The sequence below is a fragment of the Simiaoa sp. genome, from assembly GCF_051972595.1.
GTDB classification, from domain to species: domain Bacteria; phylum Bacillota; class Clostridia; order Lachnospirales; family Lachnospiraceae; genus Acetatifactor; species Acetatifactor hominis.
Window position 1 is genome coordinate 55,557 of record NZ_JBOKRY010000002.1, and the last position, 17,797, is coordinate 73,353.

Below are 17,797 nucleotides of genomic sequence, written 5' to 3' on the forward strand. Positions count from 1 at the left end.
ATAAAATTAGTTGTTGGTGATCTGTGCATTTTCTACCAGATAATCCAACACCTTATCGTAGAGGAAGTACTCTCTGTAATCTTCCTTGGAGGTCTCTCCTATATACTCCGAGGTGGTGTCATAACCGGCTGCTGTTGCGCGGTCCTGAAGCATCTGATCCAGTTCTTCATCACTGATGTTCAGATTCTCTTTGTTTGCCACTGCCTGCAGGGCAATATCCTGCTTTGCGGTCTGCTCAGCATAGGTAGACAGGAATGTTGCCAGATCCTGCCCATAATAATACTGGGTAAATGTGTCTGCATCCACGCCATAAGCAGATGCCATGGATGTGATGCTGCTCTCTGCAGCATCGGAATATTTCTGTACCAGTGCTTCCGGTACGGAGGTAAAAGTGTTGTTTGCCATAAACGCATCCATCACTGCCTGCTGCACATTGGTCTCATAATTCTGCTGTGCATTCTCCTTCAGATAATCATAAGCGTACTGACGGAGTTCTTCTTCGTTGGTAACGCCGTCAATGCCGAAATTGCTGATGATCTCATCATTTAATTCTCCGTCCTGTGCGGGCTGGATGTAATTCACGGTAACGGTAAATACTACAGCCTGTCCTGCCAGATCCGCATTGCCATATCCCTCCGGGAAGGTCAGATCCAGATCTACCGTTTCTCCCGGCATCACGCCGATCAGGCCATCCTCGAAGCCGGCAATAAACTGTCCGGAACCGATGGTCAGATCGTATCCCTGTGCGGTACCACCGTCAAATGCCACACCGTCCTTTTTGCCCTCGTAGTCGATGTTTACGGTATCTCCGGTCTCCACGGCACGATCCATGATCCCACCGTTCTCTGCGGTAATGTTTCCATAATATACATTATTGACCAGCGTATCCCACTCATCCTCATCTACTTCCACAGTATCTACGGATGCTGCCAGTCCCTTGTACTCACCCAGGGTCACATACTTGTCCACATCCATATCCTTCAATGCGGTACTTTCCGTTCCGGCGCCGGTCGATGCACCAGTGCCATCGCCTGTATCCTTTGCTCCGCAGCCTGCCAGCGTGCATACACTTAAAACTGCTGCCAGAAGTCCTAATGTTTTTTTCTTCATTGTGTTACTTCCTATACCTTTCTATTACTGCTTCTTCTGCATAAATGCATTGTAGCACCGCCCATTATAGCACATCCTCCGGGCTATAACAAGGGTGACAATAACCGGCATATCTGCTCTTTGATACGGATTTTCAGCTTTCTGGCTACATAATAATCCCGGGTGATCTGGCGGCAGACTTCCAGATCTTTTTGAAAGATATCCACCATTTCCCGTGCTTTTTTCGCATCGTAGATCACTGCATTTACTTCAAAATTCAACGCAAAACTGCGGATATCCATGTTCGCCGTTCCGTAGCAGAGCACCCTATCATCCACAATCATGCCCTTACTGTGAAGGAAGCCGTTATTGTAAGTGTAGCAGTTCGCTCCTGCCATAACCATATCGCCGATATAGGAATAGGTCGCCCAGTAGACAAACGGGTGATCCGGCATACAGGGGATCATGATATTCACTTCGATTCCGGACTTCACGGCGATCATCAATGCATTCAGGATCGCCTCATCCGGGATAAAATACGGTGTCTGGATATAGATGCTTTTTTGTGCCTTATTGATCAGGCGCAGGTAATTGTCATGGATCTGTTGGGTCGTCTTATCCGGTCCGCTGCTGATGATCTGCATATCGCAGAAATCCCTCGTACCGGCTCCAATTCCCCGGAACAGCTCCGGGCGCAAAAACAGATTCTCTCCTGACGCATAATTCCAGTCTAAAATAAATCGCACCTGGAGCCCCAGTACCGCACTGCCGCAAATCCGCAGGTGGGTATCTCTCCAGTGTCCGAACTTTTCATCCAGATCAATGTACTCCTTACCTACATTAAATCCTCCCACGTAAGCCACTTTATTGTCAATGACCACAATTTTCCTATGGTTACGGTAGTTGATACGAAGCTGAAGTCTCCGCAGGATCGCCGGGAAAAATTCCGCGGTCTGCACGCCCTTTTCATTCAGCCATTTCCAGTAGCTGTGCCGCACGGAACGACAGCCCATGGCATCGAACAGCACCCGGACCTCCACGCCCTGCGCCGCCTTCTCGATCAGAATATCCTTGATCTGATTGAATAATACGTCGTTTTTAATAATGTAGTATTGGATATGGATAAAATGCTCCGCATTCCGCAGATCTTCCATCAGCGCCCGGAACTTCTCATTGCCGTCAATGAAGATATCCACATCGTTATCCTTCGTCAGCATGGCTTCTCCGGCCTCCAGATTATACATGACCAGATCCTCATACCCCCGGATACTGTCATCCATTTCCTGGACATCCCGGGATCTCAGCCGGTACTCCTGCTGTCTGATATCCTTGCTAATGTGATCCTCCACCTCTTTGATCCGGAACATTTTCCGCTTATGCATATCCTGTCCCAGGAACAGATAGAACACGAATCCCAGTACCGGTATAAAATACAATAAAAGCAGCCATGCCCACACGCTCTTTGGATCCCGTCGCTGGAAAAACACGATCACGATGGCAAATAACATATTAAAAAATACCAGATGACTGCAGAAAAAATCTATTCCTGTCTTTATGATCTCAAATGCTTCGTCCATATATACCCTCCGGATATAGTATAACATACCACGGTAATCAGAAAAAGATGATTTAAACGGAAATCATAAATGTATGGTTGCGTATTTCATCAGATATATGGTACAATATTTTTAGGAATTTGTTCCTATTAACTGAAGGAGGGACTGAAAATGAGTCCGGTTGCAATTACATTATTAGTTATCGTGATAGTTCTGGCTATCATCATTGCAGTATTATATTTCTTAGGCAAGAAGGCACAGAAAAAGCAGGCAGAACAGCAGGAGCTGTTAGATGCCAACAAACAGACCGTATCCATGCTGATCATCGATAAGAAACGCATGAAAATGAAAGATGCCGGTCTTCCCCAGATGGTGATCGATCAGACACCGAAGATGATGCGTGGTTCCAAGCTTCCCATCATCAAGGCAAAGGTCGGACCCCAGATCGTATCCCTGATCTGTGATGAGAAGATCTTCGAAAGTGTTCCCGTGAAAAAGGAAGTTAAGGCCGTTGTCAGCGGTATCTATGTACTGGATGTCAAGGGACTGCACGGCAAGACCGAAGCCGCTCCGGAGAAAAAGAAAGGCTTCTTCAAGCGCATGATCGCTTCCGCACAGGAAAAGGCAGGAGCAAAGCCTGTCAAGTAAATAACGATTCAGAACTAAAAAATAGCAGGCATGAGCACCTGCTATTTTTTTGCATAGAATTCCGAATCGTTACTGTTTCTCCCGGATATGTAGCTTTAAACAGCTCTCACTGAAGGGTTCTCCCTCCTGGTCCAGGGTATATTCCACCGTCACACGGATCTGATCTTCCTGTTCTTCCACCTGCACCCTGCGGGTCTCGATCCCCAGCATCAGCTGTCCGTAGGGCGTATTGTAGGGCACCACATGTCTCTTATTTTCCTCGAAGATCATATGCATGTCCACGGCTCCCTGTCTGGTCAGCTCCAGGAGGTTATCCCGGAACTTGATCCGGCTCTTACAGACTCCGTCGAATCCCTCCATATTCTCCTCATAGAGAAGATAATGGCTGTCGTTTCTCTTAAAATATTGTGCTGTCTGTGCGGTCTTAACTGCATTCTTATCCGAAGCGCCCTCGGTATCGTGCAGACCGGACAGGACGAGTTCTACTTCCCGGTTCATCTTCATCCGTCCTTTTAATACTCATCGATCTTGATCGTCTTCGCTGACAAAATACCATATTTAATAATAGAGTTGGCAAAACGTTTGAACTTCTCCGCACCGTCGCTGACATAGAACTGATATTTATTTTCTCCCAGATGAGGTTCTTCCTCATTGAGAATATTATACTGCTGTAACAGCTCCTTCAGTTCTCTGGCGGTCTCGTATGCCGGGTTCACCAGTGTCACCTGATCTCCCATGATCCGTCCTACCGTAGAGCGGATCAGCGGATAATGCGTGCATCCCAGGATTAGGGTATCAATATCAATGTCGATCAGCTCCGTCAGATATCTTCTGGCGATCTCATCCGTCACGGGATCCTCCCACAGCCCCTCTTCCACCAGTGGCACAAACAGGGGACAGGCTTTCCCGTAGATGGTAACATTTTTGTTCAGTTCCTGTATGTATTTATTGTACATCTGGCTGCCGATGGTAGCCTCGGTGGCAATAACGCCGATACGGCCGTTGCGGGTCACTTCCGCTGCGGTCTTCGCTCCCGGCTTGATCACACCAATGATGGGAATATCCAGTTCCCTCTCCAGTTCATCCAGTGCATAGGCGCTTGCCGTATTGCATGCCACCACAATGGTCTTCACCTGAAAAGTTTCCAGGAAACGCACAATCTGTTTGGAGAAGCCGGTGACCGTTTCCTTGGACTTGCTACCATAGGGCATTCTCGCCGTATCTCCGAAATATATGATCTTCTCATTGGGAATCTGCCGCATGATCTCCCGGGCTACGGTCAGTCCGCCGATGCCGGAATCAAATACACCGATAGGAGCATCTTTTTTCAGCGCAGTTATATTCTCCTGATACATGGGATTTCTCCTTCTATCTTTTTAACATCGCAAGCAGTCTGCTCTTGAAGTGGATCTGTTCCGGATCCGCTTCAAGAAGCTTCCAGTAAATCTGACTGTCGGAATTCCATTCTACCACTTCCGCATCCTTCTGTACAGTCTTGGTCTCCTCTGCCTGCTCCTCGTATACGATCTCATAGGTGGAAGGCAGCATGGTCAGTTCCGGGTAGATCACTCCCCACCAGCCATAACATGCAAGTGCCACCACAGCGACTTTCCATCCCTGCACCAGCCGGCACAGGAATCCTCTCTTACGAACAATGTTGCGAATTTTTTCATAATAAACATATAATCTATCCATCAGTAGTCCTCTTTCCATATTTATTTGATATATGGAAATCATTACCACTTTCCGGACAGATTATACTTTTGGAAAACTATTGAAATGATTAATTTTTCTCCCGCTCCAGACGGATCTGGCGGATAATTGCCTTTTTCTGATTATCGATATGCACCTTCGCCATGTTCGATGCCGTCTCTTTGTCTTTTTTCACGATCGCCTGGTAGATGACCTTATGTTCCTCCACCAGCCGGTCATGCTGGCTGAAATCTTTGATATATTCGAACCGGTAACGATACATCTGCTCGGACAGGTTGTTCACCAGCTGGATCAGTCGCTGATTCCCGGTGGCTTGCACGATAATATCATGTAATGCCACATCCGCCCGGGCAATCTGCTTCACGTCCTGGGTCTTCACCGCCGCCTCAAAATTATCACAGGCTTTCTTCAGTTCCTGCAGTTCTTCCGGAGTGATCCGGTCGCATGCCAGCTCCACGCAGAGAGCATCCATAGCCCTGCGGACCTCCAGCACATCGTTCATGCTCTTCTCCGTGATCTGTGCCACTTCCGCGCCCCTTCTGGGGATCATGGTCACCAGTCCTTCCAGCTCCAGCTTGCGGATAGCTTCCCGGATCGGAGTCCTGCTGACTCCCAGCTTGTTGGCAAGATGGATCTCCATCAGCCGCTCTCCGGGCTTCAGTTCTCCCGTGAGAATGGCCTGCCGCAACGTATTGAATACCACATCTCTGAGTGGCAGAAACTCATCCATTGTCACCTGTAAATTATCCTGCATACCTCTTCTCTGACATTACTCGCAGAATTCCGTCAGGAATATCTGCTTAGCCAGCTGTTCCTCCTCTAATTTTTCATATGCCCTGCGGGCCATATCCTTCTCTACAAAAATACCGAATACCGTGGGACCGCTGCCACTCATCAGGCTGTTGATGGCTCCCAGCTCCTTCATCCGATCCTTGATGGTCTGTATCACAGGATACGCACTCACCGTTACCGTCTCCAACACATTTTCCATGCGATCCAGAATTCCCTGTAAGCTTTCCTCGGCAATGGCTTCTACCATGCCGTCGATATCCGGATGCTTTATGATCTCCTGGGCATCCAGGTGCTCATAGACATATTTCGTCGATACATTAATGTCCGGTTTCGCTACCAACACATAGCAGTCCGGTGCCGGAGCAAGCGGCGTCAGCTTCTCGCCGATACCCTCCGCCAGAGCCGTACCGCCCATGACGCAATAGGGAACATCCGCACCGATCTTCACGCCCAGTTCCATCAGATCCTTCAACGTACATCCCAGATCAAACAGCCTGTTCATTCCCTTCAGGGTAGCTGCCGCATCTGTACTGCCTCCCGCCATTCCCGCTGCAATGGGGATGTGCTTCTCCAGGTGGATCTCCACGCCTTCGCTGATATGATACTGTTCCATCATGAGCTTTGCCGCTTTATAGATCAGGTTATCCTCGTTCGTCGGAAGTTCACCGGAATCCGTGGTAATGACGATACCGTTCTGTATCCGTTTAAAATCCAACACATCGTAGATACCTACGGTCTGCATGACCATTTTCACTTCGTGATAACCGTTCTCGAGTCTTCTGACCACATCCAGTCCCAAATTGATCTTGGCATACGCTTTTATCCGATATTCGTTCATTTTTGTCTCCTAGCTGCGCTATCCAGAATAGCTTGTATACACATATTGTACTTAATTTTATACAATCCTGTGTACTTTGTCAATGGAGTGTGGGGTTTTCTGCGGATTTTTCTATTTTCCTATTTTCCCAAAAATCATCTAAAGAATCCACTATTATGGGACGATATAACAAGTGAAACCCAAAACTTTCAAAAGGTATTTTAAGCGAAGTCACGGATGACAGAAAAGAGGAAACTATGAGCGTAAACGGAGTTACATCTACCCAGGCAGCTGCAGCCTACAGCTATAACAGCACAAGTGCAGCAAAAGAAAAGACTTCCGCAGAGGAAGCAACCACTAAGACTACGGAAGATACCGGTGTGATCTATGAGCACAGCACCGACACCAATACTTCTTCCACCAAAAAGACTTATAAACCGGACACTGCTTTGATCAACAAATTAAAAGCAGATGCAGATGCACGTACCAGCCAGCTGCGTTCTCTGGTAGAGCAGATGATGGGGAAGCAGGCTACCACCTATGGCAACGCCAATGATATCTGGTCCTTCCTGCGTTCCGGCAATTATACCGTAGATCCTGCGACCAAGGCGCAGGCACAGGCGGATATCGCAGAGGACGGTTACTGGGGTGTCACCCAGACCTCCGACCGTATCATCCAGTTCGCCACTGCTCTGACCGGCGGCGACCCGGACAAGATCGAAGCTATGCGTGATGCATTCAAGAAAGGCTATGCACAGGCGGAGAAGACCTGGGGCGGTTCTCTTCCCGAGATCTCCCAGAAGACCTACGATGCCGTGATGGAGAAGTTCGACAAGCTGGCAGCAGACGCCGGACTGACCACCCAAGACTAAATTTCGATAGCTAAATTCCTTTTACCAGCAATATTTTCTGCCCGGGTCGTAATTCATCACTGTCCAGGGCATTCAATTCTCTCACAGTATTCACCGGCATGTGATATTTTCTGCCGATGCTCCACAGGTCATCTCCCGGTGCGGTAATGTAGATCACCGCACTGGGCAGACCTGCCAGCACGGCACTGTCGATCTCCTGTTCCTCCACTTCTTCGATGGCATTCACCGGAACATTCTTCATCACGGTTGTGGAAAAAGACAGCACCGCCTTCACATCCAGTTCTTCCCCCTCTAAGAGATTCACCTGCAGCTGTTCCAGTTCACTGTGTACCTGTGCCTGATCTCCCGCAGTCACTCCCGCTACATTCAACGTATAGTCATAAGGGATCTGTTCTCTGATGCTCATATAAGGGGTCTCATCCTTCTCCGTAACGCACAGCACCGTAAGATCAATACTGCCCTGCAGCCGGATCCCTTCCTCTGTGATCTCCCGGTGGTCGATACTTACCGTTCCTTCGCTGTGAAGTATCTGCAGTACCGGGGCACCGATATCCGTCTGCCTGTGATCCGTTATCTTGGTCTTGCCCGTGATCCTCGAAAGTAGCTGACGCACATTTGCATCCCTTGTGCTAGGGATCACTTCTTTCGTCACCCCGTAGATATCTCTTAGAATGTCAATTTCTTCCTCTTCATAGAGGCGGATATTCAATTCCAGCGCGCATTCCAGTCCCAGGATCCGCTCCTCCCCATCCAGATCCGGTTGGATCGTCAGTTCCGGCTGTCCATGCTCCTGTCTGACCAGCGCATAGCGGATGTCCGGCAGCAGAGTCTCCCGACAGCCCTGGCATTCCAGCGTACCGTCTAAGGGGATCGTCGTCTCGTATGACCGGATGGACCGTTCTTCTCCCTCTGCCTCATAGAGGACGAAGATCTGAATATCTCCCCGGATGGAAATACTCTCCTCCTGAGGCTTCATCTCCACATCCCGAAGGGAGATGTTGCTCCATAGGATCTGATACACATTTGGATAACTAGAGGGCAGCGGAATCTCCTCCTTTTTCCGGAAAATATCGTTTTTGCAAATGGCAAGCTGTGTCACTTCCATGGGGGCGATCCGATATTCCACGCCGTCTCCCGCGTTATCCTCCCGGATACCAACGGGCAGCTCCTCGTCGTAGATTTCCTCGATCCGGGCGGTCAGACATAACAGTGTCTGCAGGTTCAACTTCCGGGAATTGATCATATTAACAGTGAAATCCTCCACTGTTCCATCCACTGCCACCGTGTCCGAAGGCAGGGTTCCCTCCATATGGATCTTCTCCTCAAAAGGAAGCGCTCCGCTTAACAGGATCAGACTGCTGCCCGCCTCCTGGGTATGGTACAAAATGGCATAGCCCAGCTTTCCCCTCACGGTCACTTCGTCCGTACCCGGACGGATCTCTTCGATGACGATCTCCCCTTTTTCCAGATTCAGGGTACTGATATCCGGTTTATCTTCCGGAAGATTCAGATCCTCCTCCATGGTAAACTGCATGACGGTGGACCGTTTCACCCGGTCCATATGTATATTTCTCTTGATCAGTTCCACAATAACAGACCTCCATATATACAGATATGTCTATATATATGAAGGTCTGTGCTGTTTTATACCGTATTCTGTTCTCTGTCCGCTTATTCCACCGCGCCGATGAGATCTGTCAGGTTCTCTACGTGATAGGTGCGCATATAATCTTCAATGCCCTCCACGACTTTTACTGTAGTATAGGGATCCACGAAATTCATGGCTCCTACGCTGACAGCGCTGGCACCCGCCAGAATAAATTCAATGGCATCTTCCGCCGTAGCGATACCGCCCATACCGATGATGGGAATCTTAACTGCCTGCGCCACCTGGTATACCATGCGGACTGCGACAGGCTTAATGGCAGGACCGCTCATGCCGCCGGTCTTGTTGGCAATGGCGAATTTCCTGCGGTGAATATCTATCTTCATACCGGTGATGGTGTTGATCAGGGACAATGCATCCGCTCCTGCTGCCTCCGCTGCCTTCGCCATCTCTGTGATATCCGTTACGTTAGGGCTCAGCTTCATGATAATGGGCTGTTTTGCATGCTTTTTCAGCTCGGAAGTAATATTGTATAAGGCATCTGCCTTCTGTCCGAAGGCAATGGCGCCTTCCTTCACATTGGGGCAGGATACGTTGATTTCCAGCATGCTGACTGCCGGCTCGTCTCCCAGACGTTCCACCACGTCCACGTAATCCTCCACGGACTTGCCGCAGACATTTACTATGATCTTCGTGTCATATTTTTTCAGGAAAGGAATGTCTCTCTCCATGAATACGTCAATGCCGGGATTCTGTAATCCGATGGCATTGAGCATGCCGCCGTATACTTCTGCCACGCGGGGGGTAGGGTTGCCGGGCCAGGGCACATTTGCCACTCCCTTGGTCACTACCGCACCCAGGCGGTTTAAATCTACAAACTCTTCATATTCCATACCGGAGCCGAAGGTCCCGGAAGCTGTCATGACGGGATTTTTAAAAGTAACTCCTGCGATCGTTGTCTGTGTATTCATCAGATCTCTACCTCCTTGGCTTCAAATACGGGTCCGTCGGTGCAGATTCTCGCGTTGTGCACATGCGAATGATGATCCACTTCCTTCGTCTTCACGACGCAGCCCAGACAGGCTCCCACGCCGCACGCCATATGCTCTTCCAGAGAGATATATGCCTCAATTCCTTTTTCTTCTGCGTACTTTTTAATTGCACGAAGCATAGGCATCGGTCCGCAGGCGAAGATCACATCTGCCTGCAAATGGTTCTCCTCGATGGCATTCATGACATTGCCCTTCGTGCCGACACTGCCATCCTCGGTGGCAATATATACGGTTCCGTTTTTCTCCAGGTCCTCTTTTAAGAACAGCTGATTATCACGATAACCCACGATGATCTGCTGTTTTGCAGATGCCGGAAGCTCTCTTGCCAGTTCCAGCATCGGAGGGATGCCGATGCCGCCGCCCATGAGGAATACCCTTTTGCCTTCCGCTGCCTCTGTGGGGAAGCCGTTGCCTAAGGTTCCCAGGATCTCTACGCTGTCTCCTTCCTGATAAGAGGAAAACTCCGCAGTGCCCTGTCCGGCGATACGGTACACAATGCGCAGGGCATCCTTTTTATCGCTCACCTGACAGATACTGATGGGGCGGGGTAACAGAGTGCTGCGGTCCTTAGGGTAGACGCCGATGAACTGACCGGCCCTCGCGCATACCGCCAGATCCGTAGCGATCCACATATCATAGATTTTGGGTGCGATCTCTTTCTGAGAAAGCACGGTTGCTGTCTGTTTCTGTTTCATGATTCCTCTTTCCGGGCTCCGGTTTCGGCACGTTTCACTCACGTAATGTTCCGGTTACCCTATTCTCTTCCTACTTTATTGAAATGCTTCCGAACTATGTTCTATCTATCGGAAAATAGCGTTTTCACATACACATCCTGATTCTACGCCCGGTAAACAATCTGTCCGTTGCAGATGGTCATCTTCACTTCACCCTTTAATTTCCATCCGGTAAAAGGAGTGTTTGTTGCCTTGGAGGCATAAGTCTCCGGGATGAACTCTGCCGCGGTGTCGATCAGGATCACATCTGCAGGACCTCCCTCCGCCAGATATCCGGCATCGAGATGATACATGGCCGCAGGATTCGTGCTCATCAGACGAAGCAGCTGTTTCATGGTCAGATACCCCTCGTCCACCAGTTCTGTGATACCCAGTGCCAGAGAAGTCTCCAGTCCGGTAATCCCACTGGGAGCCTCAGTGATGGGCTTTGCCTTCTCCTCGGCGGTATGGGGCGCATGATCTGTCGCGATCATGTCGATTGTTCCATCTATCAGTCCCCGGATCACTGCCTGGCGATCCTCTTCCTCTCTCAAAGGAGGATTCATCTTCGCCAGAGTGCCGTATTTGATCACGGCATCTTCGGTCAGAGTAAAATGATGGGGTGTGGCTTCCGCATGAATATTGGAACATCTCTTTTTCGCCTGCCGCACCAGTTCTACCGCTTCCTTACTGCTGATATGCTGGATATCGATGCAGGCACCGGTCTCCTCCGCCAGCTTCAGATCTCGTTCCACTAAAGCGATCTCAGCCTCTCTGGAAGAGCCGCCGATTCCGTAGTATTCGCTGGCCTTTCCCCGGTTCACACCGTTGTTCTCGATATATTTCGGATCTTCCTCATGGAAACTGATGGGCATGTCCAGCTCTGCGGAGATCTCCATGGCATGGCGCACCAGTTCCGCATCCATCAGGGGCACACCATCATCCGTGAATCCCACAGCACCTGCCGCTGCCAGCTTCTTCATATCCGTCAGCTGCTTCCCCTGCATACCCATGGTCACATTGGCGCAGGTCGTCACATGGATCCCCGTCTCCGCTCCCTTGTTCAGGATATACTTCAGGGTCTCCTCACTGTCCACGGTGGGCTTCGTGTTCGCCATCAGCACCACGGTGGTCACACCGCCCTTCGCCGCTGCCGCAGCGCCGGTATTGATATCTTCCTTCGCCGTGAAACCGGGATCTCTGAAATGCACATGCACATCCACCAGTCCCGGAGCGACTAACAGCCCTTCCGCATTGATCCTTGTCACCTTACCCTTCGGTTCGATTTTTTCTGCGATCTTTACGATCTTGTCTCCGTCGATCAGGATATCAAAGTTGCCCTCTTTTCCTGACTTGGGATCGATCATATAACCATCCTGTATCAGTATCATATTGTCTCCGTTCCCGGGCTTTTGCAGCCCGTTTCCATGACCTGTTTCTCGAAAAAGTTTACCATGTTTTCATAGAAAAGAAAAGGGAGTTATAGTAAAATAATAAGATGCCAGGGGCAAAAGGTCTAAAACCACATGAGAGTGCATAGCACGGAACAATCCGTAGGCATCATTATTAGGAAATGATTTAAAAAGGAGGTCTGACGGCATGAAAACAAGAGAAGAAGCACTGGAATACGGATTGTCTTTTCCGGATACTTATACAGAAATGCCCTTCCACGATCCCAACTGGCAGCTGGTACGGGTGAAGGGCAATAAAAAGGCTTTTTTATGGACTTACGAAAAGGATGGCTGTCTACACCTGAATGTGAAGACCGATCCTGCCTGGCGGGACTTCTGGCGCAGTACCTTTTCTTCCGTTATTCCCGCATATCATCAGAATAAAGAACACTGGAACACCATTATCTTAGACGGCACCATACCCGATGAAGATATCCGCCGGATGATCGCAGAGAGCTATGATCTCGTCACCGACAGTCCCACAAAGCGGATCTATGAAGCGGTGAAAGAGATTCCGAAGGGCTGTGTCGCCACCTACGGTCAGGTGGCTGCCATGGCGGGAGAGCCGAAGATGGCCCGTGCCGTGGGCAATGCCCTGCATAAAAATCCGGATCCCGACCATATCCCCTGCTACCGCGTCGTCAATTCCAAGGGAGAACTCTCCGGCGCCTTTGCCTTCGGCGGCGCCGATGAACAGGCAAACCGCTTACGGGCAGATGGCATTGCAGTGATAAATAACCGGGTTGATCTGGTAAAATACGGAATGAAGTTTTAAATTTTTGACTATACCGTTTTATTTCCGGTGTTTATTTTTACATTGACGATACAGATACCAATGCATACTAAGAGTAACGCAATCAGCGCATTCCATCCAAGCTCTGCGGAGCCCTCTCCCAGCCACCATGCGGATAACAGCACACCGAATACCGGATTCGTGAAACCGAAGATTGCCACCTTGGAGACGGGATTGTATTTTAACAGAATGCCCCACAGGGAATATGCCACTGCGGAGATACATGCCAGGTAGAACAGCATGAGCAGAGCGCTTGCAGATACATGGGTGATCCTGCCGCCCAGGATAAAGCCCAGGATAACCATGACAATGCCTCCCAGGATAAACTGGTAACCGCTGAGCATGACCGGGTTATCCTTTTTGGAATATTTCTTCATCAGGCAGGAAGACACCGCATAGGACAGAGCACATAAAAACAGGCTGCCGTCTCCCATCAGGCTTAAATCCATATCGATCTTCTGACCATTCATGCTGACGACAATGACACCTGCGAAACCGATGATACATCCCAGTACCTTCTTCAGATCCAGCTTCTCCTGTCTGAAGATCAGGGCAGACACCAGAATGACGAAAAAGGTGTTGGAACCATTGATGATGGAAGCCTTGACTCCGCTGTTATGCGCCAGTCCGATGTAGAAAAAGATATACTGTAAAATTGTCTGGAAGATTGCCAGCTTCACGATGCTGGGCGCGGAAGTTTTCGCAGGCACCAGTACCTTTTTCTGTAAAAGGCTTCCGATCAGCACTGTCAGGATGCCCGCCAGTACGAAGCGCATTCCGGCAAACAATACCTGCGTCCAGGTCTCTCCGGAAGGAATTTCGAACAAGGCATAGCCTAACTTGATACAGGGGGATGCACTTCCCCACAGGAAGGTACACACCAGTGCCAGGGCACAGACTACCCAGGTTTTCTGTAAGATTTCTGTCTTTTTCAGTTTCCCGTTATCTATATTCTTATTAACCTCTGTCATTTTTGAACACTCCTTATATTTTTATAGCGCAATCTTTGCTATTATACTATAAGGTGTCTTTTTTCGCCAGTTTTTAAGTTATTTTTTCTCGATCTGGGAACGGAAGTCATCCTCCAAAATATGCTCCACATCTTTTGCTTCTTTGCGGATGTTTTTCAGATTATCCCGGATCTCCTGCTCTTCTTCCATGATCTCGGGATGCTCTTCTTTTTCTTCTTTAATGAACATACATAAGAAGCTGATCAGTAAAATCAGACAGGAGATCCAGATGGTCTTCGCTCCTATGTATTTGATCATATGTCCTCCCAGTGCCGCACCGATGGCGAACAAGAGGATGATTCCGAAATAATAACCGGATTTTTGCAATACCTTTTTATCTTTCGTTTTTCCGTAAGCGCACAGGGATTCCATGCCGCTGCGCAGATTGCCGATGCACATAGTACTGGCAAAAGCATAGCCGTTCACCTTGCGGAACGCCTGTACCTGCATAGCGCAGGCGAAAGATACCATGGCATTGGCCAGCAGATCCATCTCATTCGGAAAGAATCCGACTGCAAATAATAAAACTATTTCCGTTACCAGTATCAGCTGCCTCCAGTGGATTTTCTGTGCCTTCTGGTATTTCATACGGATGCATTCTGCCATTGCCACTCCCAGCGCGAAGAACAGTAACGGGGAAAAATATCGAAGTACCGCCTGCCAGTTCCGATCTACCAGATTCTGACTGAGTAATACAATATTGCCGGTCTGCGCGTTGGCAAATACCTTTCCCCGATACATATAGGTATAAGCATCCTGCAGACCACCGGAGATTGACAGGATCCCGGCGATCAGAAAAGACTCTGACATCTGTCCATGTATTTTGCGTTGCATAAAAATCTACCTCCCTACAGGCATCTCCTGATTACAGTATAAGCAACGATATCTTCCGGATGGTGATAATTCAAAAATATGATCACAGTTCGTCTCTATACTGGTAATACAGCGTGGATTTTTACATTTTATCACATTTACCAGTCTTTGTGGAGGAACCGGATGATACTTTTTTACAACTTCTCCTTCCCGGATCACGATCAAGGTGATCTGACTGTCCAGATATCCCAAAATATCCAGGCGTTCCGGCAGTGTCTCTCCTTCGATCTTAATCAGATCTTTACATCCGTATTTCTGACTTTTTACGGATTGCAACAGAGCTACGGACTGGGTCTTGGACTCCAGTTCCAGCAATCTGTAAATATCCATTCCCTTTCCTGCGGGAATATGGTCGATCACGACACCGTTCTGAATCGATTCTACGTTTAACATACAAGCACCTTCTTTCCCGTCACAGGATCCGTAAGGTCTAACAGACTTAAGATAAGTGCCATACGGATAAACTTTCCATTTAATACCTGTTGAAAATATGCAGCTCTCGGATCAGCATCCACTTCCGTGGCAATCTCATCCACCCTTGGCAAGGGATGCAGAACCGGCATGTCCGCTTTCGCCAAGTTTAATTTCTCCTGATCCAGAATATAGATATCTTTCAGACGGATATAATCTTCTTCATTGAAAAAACGTTCCTTCTGCACCCTGGTCATATAAAGTACATCCAGCCTGGGCAGCGTATCCTCCAGACTGATCACCTCATGGTAAGGCGTTTTCGTCGGTTTCAGGGTATCCTCCACCAGATAATCCGGTACCTTCAGCTCCTCCGGAGAGATGAAATAGAATTCGTTGCCCGAATAGCGAACCAGACTGTTTACCAGAGAATGTACGGTCCTGCCAAATTTCAAATCCCCGCAGAAACCTACTTTCAGATGATCCAGGCGTCCCTTGCGCTGTCTTATGGTCAACAGATCGATCATGGTCTGTGTCGGGTGATTATGTCCACCATCCCCGGCATTGATCACCGGAATTTTAGAATACATGGATGCACGAAGCGGCGCGCCTTCCTTCGGATGACGCATGGCGATAATATCTGCATAGCAGCTTATCACTCGTGCGGTATCCGCCACGGTCTCGCCTTTTGTGGCGCTGCACTGCTCCGCCCCTGCGAATCCCAGTGTTCTGCCGCCTAAGTTCAGCATTGCTGTTTCAAAAGAAAGTCTCGTTCTGGTGCTTGGCTCATAAAATAAAGTAGCCAGTATTTTCCCGTCCGCACAGTGAGCATACGCTGCGGGATCTCCTGCAATTCTGTCCGCCAGGTCTAAGATCTCCTGCGTTTCCGCTACCGACAGATCCAGTGAATCAATCAAATGTCGCATAACCTTTTCTCCTCTGTTTACTTTTTTTCAACCGCGTATTATACTATATTCTGATGAATACTAAAAATATATAGTTTATATGTGAGGCATATTATTTTTATATGGATATCAGTTTTGAATATTACAGAATTTTTTATTACGTTGCCAAATATGAAAACATTACAAAGGCCGCTATGGTATTAAAGAGCAGCCAGCCCAATGTCACCCGGATCATACATATCCTGGAGGATCAGCTGGACTGCCGTCTTTTTCTCCGGGAGCCCCGGGGACTGAAGCTTACCGAGGAAGGCAGAAGACTCTACGCCCATGTAGCGATCGCCTGCCAGCATCTGTTGGATGCGGAGGCTGAACTGTGCCGGGAGAAAGACATCTGCGCCGGAACCATCGAGCTTGGCGTCACCGAGACTGCCCTGCATTTATTTCTGCTTAGGAACCTGCATGATTTTCAGCGCACTTACCCGGATATTAAAATCCGTATTCAGAACAATACAACACCTGACATTCTCAAGTCACTGGCGAACGGTCGTCTGGATCTCGCTGTGGTAACCACGCCGTTCGAGATCAGGGATACCATGGAATGTGAAGATCTGATGACTTTTCAGGAAGTTCCTGCCGGCGGTTCCGACTGCGCTGCATTGTCCGATCATCCCATGACTCTGAAGGAGTTCCGTCTCCATTCTATCATCGGTCTTGGGTATGGAACCGCCAGTTATGATTATTACCGGAAAGTATTTATCGAACAGCATCTGGACTACGAACCTGCCATGGAAGTAGCTACCGCAGATCTGGTCATCCCACTGCTCCAGAACAATCTGGGCGTCGGATTTGTACCGGAACCGTTAGCGGCTCCTTTTTTTGAAAACGGCAGTCTCGTTCCCCTAACCTTAAATGTACCGCTTCCTTCCCGCGAGGTGAAAATGTTGTGGGATAAAAGCCGCAGTCAGAGCCGGGCAGCCGCTACCTTTTGTCATTATCTGAGGGAGCTTTAAAATACATTTTAAATCAGGGGTCAGTCATAGATCACTGTTTTATCCAAAAGTTCTGTTTTTATCACAATATACGGCGTAGTGGGTTTCCCTGCGCCGCTTTTTTGTCCGGTGATATCAGGACCCAAGAGGCTTGTGCTGACATGAACAGCATCGTCTGTCAGGTATAATTCATCCACTGCGATGCTGTAACCGCCGGTCTTCTGTTCCCCGTAACCGATGCTGATATAGAGGTTCTGATTATCGCTATATGTCAGTCGAAAAGGTTCGCTTCCCTTTTCCGCAATCACAGTTTTTAATTCTTCCGGAATTTTTTCTTCACTGAGCACTGTAAAATCCAGATCACGCAGTTTGATGTTCCCTTCCCCGGACATCCCGCATCCGGTCAGCACCACACACAGCAAAAGCATTGCAGCCGCCACATTTTTCCACCGTTTTCTCTTGATTTTCATACACGATCCACCGCGAATACTTACTTATCCTATATTTATG

The 17,797-nt window shown here is 48.8% G+C and carries 20 protein-coding genes; 4 read left to right on the forward strand and 16 right to left on the reverse strand.

Going from position 1 to position 17,797, the window contains the following annotated elements; translation table 11 throughout:
* Positions 1-6 precede the first annotated feature (6 nt).
* Together tig and cls are read right to left on the reverse strand one after the other, a co-directional pair.
* On the reverse strand, positions 7-1,110 hold the full coding sequence (gene tig, locus ACTRDR_RS01040; protein ID WP_440525826.1) for a trigger factor: 1,104 nt from the start codon (positions 1,108-1,110) through the stop codon (positions 7-9).
* An 83-nt stretch (positions 1,111-1,193) separates the two neighbouring features.
* Entirely contained in the window at positions 1,194-2,666 is a 1,473-nt protein-coding gene (gene cls / locus ACTRDR_RS01045) for a cardiolipin synthase (protein ID WP_440525827.1), read from the reverse strand.
* 150 nt (positions 2,667-2,816) lie between these two features.
* Here cls and ACTRDR_RS01050 point away from each other — a divergent pair, with 150 nt between their 5' ends.
* A complete protein-coding gene (locus ACTRDR_RS01050; protein ID WP_118546603.1) occupies positions 2,817-3,293 on the forward strand; it encodes a hypothetical protein in 477 nt (158 codons plus the stop codon).
* A gap of 69 nt (positions 3,294-3,362) precedes the next feature.
* Here the strand turns inward: ACTRDR_RS01050 and ACTRDR_RS01055 are convergent, their stop codons facing one another.
* From ACTRDR_RS01055 to ispE, 5 genes are all read right to left on the reverse strand, one after another.
* Positions 3,363-3,797 carry a DUF1934 domain-containing protein gene (locus tag ACTRDR_RS01055; RefSeq protein ID WP_440525828.1) on the reverse strand — a complete coding sequence of 145 codons (435 nt, stop codon included), beginning with the start codon at positions 3,795-3,797 and terminating at the stop codon, positions 3,363-3,365.
* An 8-nt stretch (positions 3,798-3,805) separates the two neighbouring features.
* Positions 3,806-4,648 carry a glutamate racemase gene (murI, locus tag ACTRDR_RS01060; RefSeq protein WP_440525829.1) on the reverse strand — a complete coding sequence of 281 codons (843 nt, stop codon included), beginning with the start codon at positions 4,646-4,648 and terminating at the stop codon, positions 3,806-3,808.
* Between the two features lie 13 nt (positions 4,649-4,661).
* A complete protein-coding gene (locus tag ACTRDR_RS01065) occupies positions 4,662-4,988 on the reverse strand; it encodes a hypothetical protein (protein WP_440525830.1) in 327 nt (108 codons plus the stop codon).
* An 88-nt stretch (positions 4,989-5,076) separates the two neighbouring features.
* Positions 5,077-5,760, reverse strand: coding sequence for an FCD domain-containing protein (locus ACTRDR_RS01070; protein WP_176865025.1), 684 nt, complete (start codon positions 5,758-5,760; stop codon positions 5,077-5,079).
* A 15-nt stretch (positions 5,761-5,775) separates the two neighbouring features.
* On the reverse strand, positions 5,776-6,636 hold the full coding sequence (gene ispE / locus ACTRDR_RS01075) for a 4-(cytidine 5'-diphospho)-2-C-methyl-D-erythritol kinase (protein WP_176865024.1): 861 nt from the start codon (positions 6,634-6,636) through the stop codon (positions 5,776-5,778).
* A 236-nt stretch (positions 6,637-6,872) separates the two neighbouring features.
* Here ispE and ACTRDR_RS01080 point away from each other — a divergent pair, with 236 nt between their 5' ends.
* On the forward strand, positions 6,873-7,487 hold the full coding sequence (locus tag ACTRDR_RS01080; protein WP_440525831.1) for a hypothetical protein: 615 nt from the start codon (positions 6,873-6,875) through the stop codon (positions 7,485-7,487).
* 10 nt (positions 7,488-7,497) lie between these two features.
* On the opposite strand, the gene ACTRDR_RS01085 is transcribed toward ACTRDR_RS01080, so the two are convergent.
* The 4 genes from ACTRDR_RS01085 to ACTRDR_RS01100 all read right to left on the reverse strand — a co-directional run bounded on the left by ACTRDR_RS01085 (position 7,498) and on the right by ACTRDR_RS01100 (position 12,249).
* Entirely contained in the window at positions 7,498-9,075 is a 1,578-nt protein-coding gene (locus tag ACTRDR_RS01085) for a DUF3794 and LysM peptidoglycan-binding domain-containing protein (protein ID WP_440525832.1), read from the reverse strand.
* Between the two features lie 83 nt (positions 9,076-9,158).
* Positions 9,159-10,064, reverse strand: coding sequence for a dihydroorotate dehydrogenase (locus ACTRDR_RS01090; RefSeq protein ID WP_440525833.1), 906 nt, complete (start codon positions 10,062-10,064; stop codon positions 9,159-9,161).
* Positions 10,064-10,840: a dihydroorotate dehydrogenase electron transfer subunit gene (locus ACTRDR_RS01095; RefSeq protein ID WP_440525834.1), complete on the reverse strand. Its 777-nt coding sequence runs from the start codon at positions 10,838-10,840 to the stop codon at positions 10,064-10,066. The genes ACTRDR_RS01090 and ACTRDR_RS01095 overlap by 1 nt, the downstream gene beginning before the upstream one ends.
* Before the next feature lie 143 nt (positions 10,841-10,983).
* Positions 10,984-12,249: a dihydroorotase gene (locus ACTRDR_RS01100; RefSeq protein ID WP_440525835.1), complete on the reverse strand. Its 1,266-nt coding sequence runs from the start codon at positions 12,247-12,249 to the stop codon at positions 10,984-10,986.
* A 208-nt stretch (positions 12,250-12,457) separates the two neighbouring features.
* Between ACTRDR_RS01100 and ACTRDR_RS01105 the strand changes: the two genes are divergently transcribed.
* Positions 12,458-13,084, forward strand: a complete 627-nt coding sequence (locus tag ACTRDR_RS01105) for a methylated-DNA--[protein]-cysteine S-methyltransferase (protein ID WP_440525836.1) — start codon at positions 12,458-12,460, stop codon at positions 13,082-13,084.
* An 8-nt stretch (positions 13,085-13,092) separates the two neighbouring features.
* On the opposite strand, the gene ACTRDR_RS01110 is transcribed toward ACTRDR_RS01105, so the two are convergent.
* The 4 genes from ACTRDR_RS01110 to pyrB form a co-directional block, all read right to left on the reverse strand.
* On the reverse strand, positions 13,093-14,073 hold the full coding sequence (locus tag ACTRDR_RS01110) for a DMT family transporter (protein ID WP_440525837.1): 981 nt from the start codon (positions 14,071-14,073) through the stop codon (positions 13,093-13,095).
* Between the two features lie 78 nt (positions 14,074-14,151).
* The gene (locus ACTRDR_RS01115) at positions 14,152-14,946 is read right to left on the reverse strand and encodes a YoaK family protein (protein ID WP_440525838.1); all 795 of its coding nucleotides are present in this window, start codon (positions 14,944-14,946) and stop codon (positions 14,152-14,154) included.
* Positions 14,947-14,952: 6 nt separating this feature from the next.
* Positions 14,953-15,378, reverse strand: coding sequence for an aspartate carbamoyltransferase regulatory subunit (locus tag ACTRDR_RS01120; RefSeq protein WP_440525839.1), 426 nt, complete (start codon positions 15,376-15,378; stop codon positions 14,953-14,955).
* Positions 15,372-16,319 (reverse strand): aspartate carbamoyltransferase, encoded by a 948-nt coding sequence (gene pyrB / locus ACTRDR_RS01125; RefSeq protein ID WP_440525840.1) that lies wholly within the window; start codon positions 16,317-16,319, stop codon positions 15,372-15,374. Before pyrB ends, ACTRDR_RS01120 begins: the two co-directional genes overlap by 7 nt.
* Before the next feature lie 101 nt (positions 16,320-16,420).
* On the opposite strand from pyrB, the gene ACTRDR_RS01130 reads away from it, so the two are divergent.
* Positions 16,421-17,308 (forward strand): LysR family transcriptional regulator, encoded by an 888-nt coding sequence (locus ACTRDR_RS01130; RefSeq protein ID WP_440525841.1) that lies wholly within the window; start codon positions 16,421-16,423, stop codon positions 17,306-17,308.
* A gap of 20 nt (positions 17,309-17,328) precedes the next feature.
* Here the strand turns inward: ACTRDR_RS01130 and ACTRDR_RS01135 are convergent, their stop codons facing one another.
* Positions 17,329-17,757 carry a protease complex subunit PrcB family protein gene (locus ACTRDR_RS01135; protein WP_176865014.1) on the reverse strand — a complete coding sequence of 143 codons (429 nt, stop codon included), beginning with the start codon at positions 17,755-17,757 and terminating at the stop codon, positions 17,329-17,331.
* Positions 17,758-17,797 lie beyond the last annotated feature (40 nt).